Genomic DNA, 12,335 nt, shown 5'->3' on the forward strand with positions numbered 1-12,335 from the left:
CTTCCGATAGCCTCGATCGGGTGAGTCGATTCGCCCACCCCGCCGGGGACCGGCACGCCGAGATGCTGCCGCACGAGCGCCCGCCGCTGGCGCCCGCCGACCTCAACCGGATCAACCCCTCGATCTGGCCCCGAACGTCGAGCCGGGCGGAAGGCGCGCTCACCGTCGGCGGCGTGGACGTGCGCGACCTCGCTCGTGATTACGGCACCCCGCTCTACGTCATCGACGAGGACGACGTGCGCTCGCGCATGCGCGACTACGCGACGGCGTTCTCCGGCTCCGAGGTCCACTACGCCGGCAAGGCGTTCCTGTGCAAGGAGATCGTGCGCTGGCTCCAGGACGAGGGCCTCGGCCTCGACGTGGCCAGCAGCGGCGAGCTGGCGGTCGCGCTGAGCGTCGGCTTCCCCGCCGAGCGCATCACCATGCACGGCAACAACAAGTCCAAGGCCGAGCTGGCCAAGGCCCTGGAGGCCGGGGTCGGTCACATCGTGGTCGACTCCTACGACGAGATCACCAGGCTCGGCTACCTCGCCGAGCAGCTGGGCAAGCGGCCCAAGGTGATGATCAGGGTGACCACCGGGGTCGAGGCCCACACCCACGAGTTCATCGCCACGGCCCACGACGACCAGAAGTTCGGCCTGTCGCTGAACGCGGGCGCCGCGGCCGAGGCCGTGCGCCGCATCCTCGCCATGCCGCAGCTCGAGCTGGTCGGCCTGCACTCCCACATCGGCTCCCAGATCGTCGACACGGCCGGGTTCGAGGTGGCCGCGCGCCGGCTGGCCACGCTGCTCGTCCAGATCAAGGACGAACACGGCGTCGTGCTGCCCGAGCTCGACCTGGGCGGCGGCTACGGCATCGCCTACGTCGACGGCGACGAGGCTCCCGACATCAAGGAGCTCGCCGACGGCCTGCGCGAGATCGTCGCCAAGGTCTGCGTGGACGCCGGCCTGCCCGTGCCCCGCCTGACCGTCGAGCCCGGCCGCACCATCGTCGGCCCGGGCGGCATCACCCTCTACGAGGTCGGCACCATCAAGGACGTCGAGGGCCTGCGCACCTACGTGAGCATCGACGGCGGCATGAGCGACAACGTGCGCACGGCCCTTTACGGTGCCGAATACACCGCCGCGCTGGTCAGCCGGTCCAGTGAGGCCGAGCCCATGCTCAGCCGCCTGGTCGGCAAGCACTGCGAGAGCGGCGACATCATCGTGCGCGACTTCCATCTGCCGGCCGACCTCGCCCCCGGTGACCTGATCGCCGTGGCCGCGACCGGCGCCTACTGCCGTTCGCTGGCCAACAACTACAACTACCTGCCCAGGCCCGCCGTGGTCGCCGTCTCAGGCGGTGTCTCGCGCGTGATCGTGCAGGGCGAGACCGAGGACGACTTGTTGAGGGGGCAGCTGTGAAACCGCTGAAAGTGGCTCTGCTGGGCTGCGGCGTCGTCGGGTCTCAGGTCATCAGGCTCATGCACGAGCAGGCCGGCGACCTGGCCGCGCGCGTCGGGGCCCCGCTGGAGCTGACCGGCGTCGCCGTACGCAGGCTGGGCCGCAAACGCGACGTCGAGGTCGACCCCGCGCTGCTCACCACCGACGCCGAGGCGCTGGTCACCCGCGACGACGTCGACATCGTGATCGAGGTCATCGGCGGCATCGAGCCCGCCCGCTCGCTGATCGTCTCCGCCCTGTCCAGGGGTAAGTCCGTGGTCACCGCCAACAAGGCGCTGCTGGCCGCCGACGGCGCCGCGCTCCACGAGGCCGCCAGGACCGGGCGCGGCGACCTCTACTTCGAGGCCAGCGTGGCCGGGGCCATCCCGCTGCTGCGCCCCCTGCGCGAGTCGCTGGCCGGCGACCACGTCAAACGGGTGCTCGGCATCGTCAACGGCACCACCAACTACATCCTCGACAAGATGGACTCCACGGGCGCCTCCTTCACCGACGCCCTGGAGGAGGCCCAGACCCTCGGTTACGCCGAGGCCGACCCGACCGCCGACGTCGAGGGCTTCGACGCCGCCGCCAAGGCCGCCATCCTCGCCGGGCTCGCCTTCCACAGCCGGGTGCGCGCCGAAGAGGTGCACCGCGAGGGCATCACCGACATCACCGCCACCGACGTCGCCTCCGCCAAGGCCATGGGCTACGTCATCAAGCTGCTGGCCATCTGCGCCCGCTCCGACGACGGCCGCTCGTTCGGCGTGCGGGTCCATCCGGCGATGATCCCGCGCTCCCATCCGCTGGCCGGGGTGCGTGAGGCGTACAACGCGGTCTTCGTGGAGGCCGAGTCGGCCGGGCAGCTCATGTTCTACGGCAAGGGCGCCGGCGGGGCTCCGACCGCCTCCGCCGTGCTCGGCGACCTGGTGGCCGTCGGCCGCAACCGGCTGGCCGGCACGCGCGGGCCCGAGGAGTCCACCTACGCCGACCTGGCCGTCCACCCGATGGGCGACACCGTCACGCGCTGCCACGTGGCGCTCGACGTCGCCGACAAGCCGGGCGTGCTGGCGCGGGTGGCGGAGCTGTTCGCCAAGCACGACGTGTCGATCCAGACCGTGCGCCAGGAGGGGCACGGCGACGACGCCCAGCTCGTCATCGTCACCCACCGCGCCACGGACGCCGCGCTGACGGCGACCATGGAGGGGCTGCGCGAGCTCGACATCGTGCGGGCGGTGGCCAGCGTGATGCGGGTCGAGGGCGACGAGTAACGCAGGGATCCCGCGCTCACCGGTCCGCGCGGTGTGCTGAGGTTCGCGCGGGTCTGCGGCGTCCTGACGTCGTTCGCGCAGGTCTGCACGAACGGGCCGGCGGGCGCGTTCACCGGTCGTGAACGAGGGCCGTATCCGCGTCCGCCGGGTGGTGGAACGGGCGTAGGGTAGGCGCCGATCGGTTGCCGAGCGGTCAGGAGCACCTCGTTCATGTCCCCCACCCCCTGCGGTTTCGCGCGTACGCCGGAGAAGGAGCCGGCCCGCCTGCACTGGGCCGGAGCCGGCTGGGCGGTCGACGGGCAGCCGCCCGACGTGGCCGCCCTGCGTCCGCTGCGCGGGCTGGAGATCGAGTGGCCGGACGGCCCGGTGCCGCTCGACGGCCTGCTGAGCCTGGCCGCCGCCGGCGTGCCGCTCACCGCCGAGCGTGCCGCGCTCTGGGTGCCCGCCGATCTGGCCGAGCTGCTCACCGACCGTGAGTGGCTGGCCCACACCGCCGACGGCACCGCCCGCTGCCTGGCCGACCTGCGCCGCGAGGAGCACAGCGTACGCCTGCGCCGCCTCGCCCATCCGTTGGCGGCCGTGCCGCAGGTGAGCATCGTGATGGCCACCAGGCGGCCCGCGTTCGTCGGTGTGGCGCTGGCCCAGATGGAGCGTCAGCGCGACGTCTCGGCGGAGGTGCTGCTGGGCCTGCACGGGGTCGCGTTCGAGCAGGTCCGTGAGGCGGTCGAGTCCTGCTCCCTGCCCGTGCGGTGGATCGAGGCGGACGCGTCCGTGCCGTTCGGCGACGTGCTCAACCAGGCGGCGGCGATGGCCGGCGGCGACCTGCTGGCGAAGTGGGACGACGACGACTGGTACGGCCCGCGTCACCTGGCCGACCTGTTCATGGCGCTCACGTACGCGGGGGCCGACGTGGTGGGCACGACGGCCGAGTTCTTCTACCTGGAGCCGTTGCGGGCGACGATCAGGCGCACGACGTTCGCCAGTGGGGCGAGTTATCCGAGTGAGGTCTATTCCGACCATGTCGCCGGTGGCACGATCATGGTGTCGCGGGCGAAATTCCAGGAGATAGGCGGCTTTCCGGCGCTGCCGCAAGCCGTCGATCGCGAATTCCTCAAGGCGGCGGAGCAGGCAGGAGCCCGCATCTACCGCACCCACGGGCTGGGCTACGTCCTGCGGCGCGGGCTCAGCGGCGACCACACCTGGCAGCTGCCGCTGGCCCACTTCCTCAAGGTGGCCGTCAACCAGTGGCGGGGCTTCCGTCCGAGCGCGCTCATGGAAGCGGCGTGACCGTGCACGACGGCTCCGTGAGCCACCCGGACGACCGGGGCCCAGGCGACGCCGAGAGCCCGTCCACGGCAGGCCGGCCGTCGGAGAGCGGGTCGGCCGGAGGCCGGTCGGCGGCAAGTCCGTTGGCGGAGGGCCGGGCAGTGGGGAGTCCGTTGGCGGAAGGTCGGCCAGGGGTGAGCGCGTTGCCGGGAGACCGGTCGGTGGGGAGTTCGTTGCAGAACGGCGGGTTGGCGGGGAGTTCGGTGGTTCGTCGGGTGCGGGGGAACGACTATCGCGTACTCGCCGGGCCCGACCAACACTTCACGCCGACCCTGACGGTCAGCGTCGTCGTCCCGGCCTACGGTGGGCAGCAGCAGCTTGACCTGGTGCTCGCCGCGCTGGCCAGGCAGACGTACCCGGCGGAGCTGACCGAGGTCGTCGTGGTCGACAACGGCAGCGAGCCGCCGCTGCGGCTGCCCGCCGAGCGCCCTGACATGACCCGGTTGATCGGCTGCGAACGGCCCGGCCGGGCCGCCGCGCGTAACGCGGGGCTGGCCGCGGCCACCGGTGAGGTGATCCACTGGCTCGACTCCGACGTGGTGCTCACGCCGGGCGCGATCGAGGCCCACATGCGCTGGCACCACGCGGCGCCGTACGTGGTGGTGACCGGCTACCTCAGGTTCACCGAGGCGGAGCTCCCCGCGGAGCTGCCCGCCGACCTCGAAGGCCACTTCGAGCCGGCCGAGCCGCACGCCTGGATCGTGGACCTGGTCGACCGCACCGACGGCCTCACCGCCAACCCGCAGCGCCCCTTCAGCCTGCACGTCGGCGGCGCGACCTCGGTCAACGCCCGGCTGATCAGGGCGGCGGGGCCGATGGACGACGATCTCGTGCTCGGCCAGGACACCGAGATGGGCTACCGGCTGTGGCAGGCGGGCGCGGTCTTCGTACCGGAGCCGGTGGCCCGCGCCTACCATCTCGGACCGACGATGCGGATGCGCGACAAGCCGTCCATCGACCGGGTCAGCCACGCGTTCGTGGCCGACCGTATCCCGGCCTACCGCTGGCTGAGGGGTCATCCCGGGCGGCAGTGGAAGGTCCCGTACGTCACCGCGGTCGTGGACGGCACGGCCGGATACGACCCCGTACGGGCCAGCGTGGACGCGCTGCTGGCCGGCACCGTCCCTGATGTGTCCGTGCTGCTGACCGGGCCCTGGGACACCCTCGACCGCGACCGCCGCGCCCCGCTCAAGGACCCGGCCCTGGAGTTGGTGCTGGTCCATGGGCACTACGAGCACGAGGGCCGGGTACGCCTGGCCACGACCGGCGACGGCGGGGGACACGCGGGTGGCGACGGGGCCGTGGACCCGGCCGTCCCCTACGTGCTGCGCCTGCCCGCAGGCTGGATCCCCGGCGAGGACACCCTCGCGCGCCTGCTCGACCTGGCCCGCGACGAGGGCCTTGGCCTGGTGAACGTGCTGCTGCGCGAGTCGGCGGATGACGTCGTCACGGCCCGCCTGGAACGCGCCGCGGCCTTCGCCAGGGCCCGCCTGGTCGCCGCGCCGGGGGAGGACCTGGACGACGCGGTGGACACGGTGTCGGGCGTCGTCTGGGTGGACGGCGAGACCTACGGCTTCACCACCGAGGCACGGACGCCGGTGGGCCGGCGGGGGGCGTACCGGGCCGGGGTCGAGGCGCGAGCGGAGGTGGAGCGGCTGACCGCGGAGGCCGAGCGGCTGCGGGGTCAGATCGCCAAGTGGAAGGAGGAGGCGGGCCGCTGGCGCAAGTCGGCGGTGGAGCTGCGCCGCGAGGTCAGCACGCTGCGCCGCCGGGTCGCCGCCGCCGAACGCGCCGCACAGGCACAGGCCCAGCAGGGCCTGCGCACGATGATGTCGGCCACAAAACGCGCCCTCCGCAAACGCCTACGCGGCTGACACCCCACGCGACCAGGTCCCATGCGGGTCGGTCCCGTGCGGGCCAGCGGCGCGCGGCCCGGCCCCGAGCTCAGGGCAGTCCCTGGTCGCCCCCGTGTCCCAGTTCGGGCTCAGGGGCGCAGGGCATCGCGCGGTCGGTTCGGTCGCAGCGGGTGCCAGGCGTCGCGGCTGGTCAGTTCGGGCGTAGGGCCGACTTGAGGCGGCGGAGGAGGGTCTTCTCCGGTGGTTCCACCGTCACCTTCACCGGCGCCGGGATGGTGACCGGGTCGGGTTGCGCAGGCGCGGGCCAGAAGCGGTCCGGTGGCTCGTGGCGTACCCCGTGCGTGGCGTCGATGACCGCGTCGAGGTCGTCGCCGGGCCCGGAGAGGAGCGCGGCGCGGCCGAGTGCCGAGGTGCGCTCCAGGCGGGCCGTGCGCCCGTCGGGCAGGTCCACGACGAGCACGCCCGCGAGGTCCTTCTGCACCGACTCGATCATCCGCTCCAGCGTCGCCCGGTGCAGCGGCACGTCCACCGGCCCCCGGTAGCGGAACGGGCTCGGCGCGGGCGTCGGCGCGGCTTCGTCGATCAACCGGACGCGTTCGTCGTGCGCGAACAGGTCACGCATGAGCCGCAGCTCGAAACACGGGTCGGACAGCGCGAACCGGCGCGAGTCGTCCAGCCGCGACCACGGCCCCACCAGCGTCACCACGACGTCCTGCAGTTTGCCGTCCAGCGCCGCCGCGACCGCCTGCCGCACCACGGACTCCGAGGTGTCGGTCACGTCGAGCACGACCTCCACGTACGGCACCAGCCACCGCCGCCCCCGGTCCTTGCGCAGGTCGCGGCGCAGCGGGATCCGGTGCGCCAGGTACGGCTCCACCGCCCGCACCGCCCGCTCCCTGTCGCGGTGCTGGGCGGGCAGCCCCAGGTGCACGGCCTGGGCGTCGGCGTCGGGCACGAAGACGACGCCGTGCATGGCCAGGCGGTAGGAGAACTCGGTGTCCTCGCCCCGCGCCACGTTCGGGTCGAGACCGCCCACGGCGTGGAAGACCTCCCGGGGCAGGGCGAAGGTCGGGCCGGTGCACACGTGGTACGGATTGCGGCTCTTGCGCAGCCCGTCCGTCTTGGCGATCGTCGCCTCGGTCGAGCTCGACCTGGCCCCTTCGAGGTCGAACACCTCGTCCAGTCGCTTCGCCGCGGCGATCTGGGCGGCGGTGACGGGCGGCACCTCGACGAACTTCTTCATCCCGATCGTGACCAGGTAGTCCGTCACGTGGTGCCACCGGGCCAGCGCCTCGATGTGCTCGCGGCAGGCCACCATGTCGGCGTCGAGCCGCTGGATGATCTCGCCGTCGGCCGCCTTGGCGCCGGTGTTGACCGCGTTGGAGATGCCCCAGCCGTCCCGGACCCGTACGAGACGGGTGTTGACCGGGCGCAGCTCGGGCAGCCGGATCGGCGGCCGGCTGCCGTCGTCGACGACCAGCACCTCCATGAGGTGCTCCGGATACGTCTGTACGGACAGCGCGGCCAGCGTCAGATCGAGCTTGTCCTGCCCGCCGTGCGCGGGTATCACCACGCTCACGGAAAGTGCGGGTGACCAGGCGCCGAGCTGCGGTGCCGCCACTGGTGAATAGTCGTTCTGCCTCAGAGCAGGACGCGCGTTCATGGTCGTGACCCCCTGCCGAGACCTTATCGGGAGATGCTGAGAATTTCCTGAATAGTGCCCCTGTCCAATGGACGGGTCCGACCCGTGGACACGGCTCAGCGACGGTCCCCGGCACCCCGTACACTCTGTGCCCAACAGCGCAGGTAGGGAGTCATCATGAGCAGGTCGTGGCGTGGCCTCATCGAGGAGTACCGCGAACGTCTTCCGGTCACCGCGAAGACGCCGGTCATCACGCTGCTCGAGGGCGGCACGCCGCTGGTGCCCGCGCACCGCGTCTCGGCCCTCACGGGGTGTGACGTCTACCTGAAGGTGGAGGGGGCCAACCCGACGGGCAGCTTCAAGGACCGCGGGATGACGATGGCCATCAGCAAGGCGGTGGAAGAGGGGGCCAAGGCGGTCATCTGCGCCTCCACCGGCAACACCTCGGCCTCGGCCGCGGCCTACGCCGTGCGCGCCGGGCTGACCTGCGCCGTGCTGGTGCCGCGGGGGAAGATCGCGATGGGCAAGCTGGCCCAGGCGCTCGTGCACGGGGCCACGCTGCTGCAGGTCGAGGGGTCGTTCGACGACTGCCTGGAGATGACCCGCAAGTTGTCGTCCAGCTATCCCATCGCGCTGGTCAACTCCGTCAACCCGTTCCGGCTGCAGGGGCAGAAGACGGCGGCGTTCGAGATCGTCGACACGCTCGGCGACGCCCCCGACATTCACTGCATCCCGGTGGGCAACGCGGGCAACATCTCGGCCTACTGGATGGGCTACCAGGAATACTTCGACGACGGGGTCGCCACCAGGCGTCCGCGCATGTTCGGCTTCCAGGCCAGCGGCTCGGCGCCGATCGTCGAGGGCGCGCCCGTCGCCCATCCCCACACGATCGCCACCGCGATCCGCATCGGCAACCCGGCCTCCTGGTCGCTGGCCACGGCGGCCCGCGACGAGTCGGGCGGGACCATCCAGGCGGTGACCGACCGGCAGATCGCGGCGGCGTACAAGCTGCTGGCGCAGGAGGAGGGCGTGTTCGTCGAGCTCGCCTCGGCCGCCAGCGTCGCGGGCTTGCTGCAGGCCCACGCACAGGGCATGGTGGAGCCGGGGCAGCGCATCGTCTGCACGGTCACGGGCAACGGACTGAAGGACCCCGACTGGGCCATCTCGGGGGCGCCGGCGCCGGTGGTCATCCCCATCGACGTCCACGCCGCCGCGGCGGCGCTCAACCTCGCCTGACGGGGGCGCACGGGGGAGTGACGAGAGAAAAGTGAACGCATGAGGACCGTTGCCATCCGCGTGCCCGCCACCTCGGCGAATCTGGGGCCCGGATACGACGCGCTGGGGCTGGCGCTGAACCTGCACGACGAGGTCAGGGCCACGCTCGCCGACGAGCGCGGTGTCCACGTCACCGTGGAGGGCGAGGGCGCGGGGGAGGTGGATCTCGGCGAGGGGCATCTGGTCGTCAAGGCGATGCGCGCGGCGTTCGGCCGCATGGGGGTGCCTCAGCCGGAAGGGATACGCCTGCACTGCCACAACCGGATCCCGCACGCGCGCGGGCTCGGATCGTCGTCGGCCGCCGTGTGCGCGGGCATTCTCGCCGCGCGCGCCCTGGCCGACGGCGAACTTTCCGACGACGACGTCTACGCGCTGGCCACCGAGATGGAGGGCCATCCCGACAACGTCGCCCCCTGCCTGGCCGGTGGGCTGACCGTGGCCTGGTTCGACCACGCCGGGGTTCCGCGTATGGTGAAACTGGCTCCCGACCAGCGCGTCCGTCCAGTCGTCGTCGTTCCTTCGACGCGGCTGTCCACGGAGGCCGCGCGGGGGCTCCTGCCGAAGGACGTGCCCCACGAGGACGCCTCCTTCAACGCCGGCCGGGCCGCGCTGCTGATCGCCGCGCTGACCCAGCGGCCGGAGCCGGGGCTCCTGCTCGCCGCCACGGAAGACCGCCTTCACCAGCACTACCGCGCGCCTGCCATGCGGCAGAGCGCGGATCTGGTAGAACGTCTCCGTGCAGTGGGCGTGCCCGCGGTCGTTTCGGGAGCGGGTCCCACGGTTCTTGCGTTTTCGACATCGGATACGCAGGATTTGATCGCGCCAGAAGTGGGTAATGACTGGCACATCCAGCAAATGGACGTCGACCCGGTTGGTGCGGACGTTCAGTTCCCCGAGACACGCTGATACCTCTTTAGACCTTCAGGGAATAGCCGTGTGCGCTGGTGATGTTAGGCTGATAGCCGCACCAGATGCCCCCTTGGTGGGTGCGTGCTTGTCAGCCATACATCGCTGCATCATGCTTCACGTCGCGAGGCGGAAGCAGCGCGGCTGTCTCCCCGGAATCCGTTGCCTCCGGTTGGCCCACACCCGGTTGGCTCAACGTGAGGTGGCGACGACGGGGATCTGCGCGTTCGAATCATCTCGACATCTGGTTGGCGACAGCAATCTGGGGGGTGTCAGCCACGCGCCAAGGGCCATCGGCGGCGTGGACGAACCCCTCCCCAAGAGTGGCGGCTGCCTGAGACGACAGCCGAAGATCGCAGAGTGCACCCCGACCCGGTCTGTCCCGCCGGATCGCAAGCACCTCCGGGACGCCCGGGAGAACGAAACCGGCGCCCGACCCCTGGGAAGGACCTTTTAGTTGAGCGACACCACCGAACTCCTCTCCGACGCATCAGGCGCTGAGCCGGCGTCCGGCGACACCCCCACCCGCGCAGCGGCTAAGCCGCGTGCGCGTCGCTCCGGCACCGGCCTGTCCGCCAAGGTGCTGCCCGAGCTGCAGAAGATGGCCGCCGAGCTGGGCATCAGCGGGACCGGGCGCATGCGGAAGAGCCAGCTGATCGCGGCCATCCAGGAGAAGCAGGGTGGCGGTTCCGGAGACGGCGCAGCGACTGCCGCACCCGCGGCTGAGGCGCCCCCGGCTTCGACGGAGGCGGCCCCCGCGACGGAGCGGCCCACCCGTGCACGCAGGGAACGTTCCCGCTCCAAGACCGCCGAGGACTCCGCTCCGCAGCCCGCCGCCGCGGCGCCGGTGGCCGCCGCCGAGCCCGTGGCCGTCGCGCCCGAGCCGGTCGCGGCCCCGGTCGAGACCGTGGTGGAGCAGCAGGCGCAGCCGGTCGAGGCCGGCCAGAGCGACACGCGCGCCGAGCGCGGCGAGAGCCGGCGCGAGCGCCGCAGCCGCGGCGAGCGTCGTGAGCGTGGCGACCGCGGCGACCGTTCCGCCGACCGCGGTGAGGGCGGCCGCGCCGAGAGCCGTGACAGCGGGCGCGACAGCGGTCGTGACCGTGACCGTGATCGTGACAGCCGTGATCGTGACAGCCGTGATCGTGACAGCCGTGATCGTGACAGCCGTGACCGTGACAGCCGTGACCGTGACGGCCGCGACGGTGGCCGCGACGGTGGCCGCGACGGTGGCCGCGACGGCCGTGGCGAGCAGCGAGACCGCTCCGCCGTCGACGCGGGCAGCCGTGGCGACCAGCGCGGCAGCGACGACGACGACCGCGGCGGGCGTAGCCGCAGGGGCCGCTTCAGGGAGCGCAACCGTGGCCGTGGCCGCGACCGCTTCGACAGCAGCGAGCCCGTCATCGGCGACGACGACGTGCTCATCCCGATCGCCGGCATCCTCGACATCCTCGACAACTACGCGTTCGTCAGGACCAGCGGCTACCTTCCGGGCAGCAACGACGTCTACGTCTCGCTCGCCCAGATCCGCCGCAACGGCCTGCGCAAGGGCGACGTCATCACCGGCGCCGTCCGCCAGCCGCGCGACGGCGAGCGGCGCGAGAAGTTCAACGCCCTGGTCCGCCTCGACACCGTCAACGGCATGGACCCGGAGCAGGCTCGCAGCCGGCCCGACTTCAACAAGCTGACGCCGCTCTACCCGCAGGAGCGCCTGCGCCTGGAGACCGAGCCGAACATCCTCACCACGAGGATCATCGACCTCGTCTCGCCGATCGGCAAGGGCCAGCGCGGCCTCATCGTCTCGCCGCCCAAGGCCGGTAAGACGATGGTGCTGCAGGCCATCGCCAACGCGCTCACCCGCAACAACCCCGAGTGCCACCTGATGGTCGTGCTCGTGGACGAGCGGCCTGAAGAGGTCACCGACATGCAGCGGTCGGTCAAGGGCGAGGTCATCCACTCGACCTTCGACCGTCCCGCCGAGGACCACACCACCGTCGCCGAGCTCGCCATCGAGCGCGCCAAGCGCCTGGTGGAGCTGGGCCACGACGTGGTCGTGCTGCTCGACTCGATCACCCGTCTCGGCCGCGCCTACAACCTGGCGGCCCCGGCCTCCGGGCGCATCCTGTCGGGTGGTGTCGACTCCACGGCGCTCTACCCGCCGAAGCGGTTCTTCGGCGCCGCCCGCAACATCGAAAACGGCGGCTCGCTGACGATCCTCGCCACGGCCCTGGTCGAGACCGGGTCCAAGATGGACGAGGTCATCTTCGAGGAGTTCAAGGGCACCGGCAACATGGAGCTCAAGCTCAACCGCTCCCTGGCCGACAAGCGGATCTTCCCCGCGGTGGACGTCGACGCGTCCAGCACCCGTAAGGAAGAGATCCTCATGGGCAAGGACGAGCTCCAGATCGTCTGGAAGCTGCGTCGCGTGCTGCACGCGCTCGACATGCAGCAGGCGCTCGAACTGCTCCTGGAGAAGATGAAGGAGACCAAGTCCAACGCGGAGTTCCTGCTCCAGGTCCAGAAGACCACGGTGAGCAACGACCGCGACTAGCGTCCGCGTTCGCCGAAGGGGCGGTGGGGGTCTTCCCCCGCCGCCCCTTCCGCGTCCGGGCCGGGGCACTGGGGCTAGCCCTACCCCGTGACG

General features: G+C 71.6%; 8 protein-coding genes. 7 read left to right on the forward strand and 1 reads right to left on the reverse strand.

The annotated features are described in order from the left end of the window. The first annotated feature begins 20 nt into the window (after positions 1–20). From lysA to AB0C28_RS34415, 4 genes are all read left to right on the forward strand, one after another. The gene (gene lysA / locus AB0C28_RS34400) at positions 21–1,403 is read left to right on the forward strand and encodes a diaminopimelate decarboxylase (RefSeq protein ID WP_357859321.1); all 1,383 of its coding nucleotides are present in this window, start codon (positions 21–23) and stop codon (positions 1,401–1,403) included. Continuing rightward, on the forward strand, positions 1,400–2,689 hold the full coding sequence (locus AB0C28_RS34405; protein WP_357859318.1) for a homoserine dehydrogenase: 1,290 nt from the start codon (positions 1,400–1,402) through the stop codon (positions 2,687–2,689). Before lysA ends, AB0C28_RS34405 begins: the two co-directional genes overlap by 4 nt. A 210-nt stretch (positions 2,690–2,899) precedes the next feature. Continuing rightward, the gene (locus AB0C28_RS34410) at positions 2,900–3,976 is read left to right on the forward strand and encodes a family 2 glycosyl transferase (RefSeq protein ID WP_358080034.1); all 1,077 of its coding nucleotides are present in this window, start codon (positions 2,900–2,902) and stop codon (positions 3,974–3,976) included. 242 nt (positions 3,977–4,218) lie between these two features. Next, a complete protein-coding gene (locus AB0C28_RS34415) occupies positions 4,219–5,889 on the forward strand; it encodes a glycosyltransferase (protein ID WP_358080035.1) in 1,671 nt (556 codons plus the stop codon). 172 nt (positions 5,890–6,061) lie between these two features. Here the strand turns inward: AB0C28_RS34415 and AB0C28_RS34420 are convergent, their stop codons facing one another. Continuing rightward, entirely contained in the window at positions 6,062–7,492 is a 1,431-nt protein-coding gene (locus AB0C28_RS34420; RefSeq protein ID WP_357859309.1) for a glycosyltransferase, read from the reverse strand. Positions 7,493–7,690: 198 nt separating this feature from the next. Here AB0C28_RS34420 and thrC point away from each other — a divergent pair, with 198 nt between their 5' ends. The 3 genes from thrC (at position 7,691) to rho (ending at position 12,242) form a co-directional block, all read left to right on the forward strand. Next, the gene (gene thrC / locus AB0C28_RS34425) at positions 7,691–8,749 is read left to right on the forward strand and encodes a threonine synthase (RefSeq protein ID WP_346105981.1); all 1,059 of its coding nucleotides are present in this window, start codon (positions 7,691–7,693) and stop codon (positions 8,747–8,749) included. Positions 8,750–8,788: 39 nt separating this feature from the next. Next, positions 8,789–9,694, forward strand: a complete 906-nt coding sequence (gene thrB, locus AB0C28_RS34430; RefSeq protein ID WP_357859306.1) for a homoserine kinase — start codon at positions 8,789–8,791, stop codon at positions 9,692–9,694. A 457-nt stretch (positions 9,695–10,151) separates the two neighbouring features. Further along, positions 10,152–12,242, forward strand: a complete 2,091-nt coding sequence (gene rho / locus AB0C28_RS34435) for a transcription termination factor Rho (protein ID WP_358080036.1) — start codon at positions 10,152–10,154, stop codon at positions 12,240–12,242. Positions 12,243–12,335: the final 93 nt, after the last annotated feature.

This window comes from Nonomuraea sp. NPDC048892 (assembly GCF_040649735.1).
In the GTDB taxonomy this organism is placed as follows: domain Bacteria; phylum Actinomycetota; class Actinomycetes; order Streptosporangiales; family Streptosporangiaceae; genus Nonomuraea; species Nonomuraea maheshkhaliensis.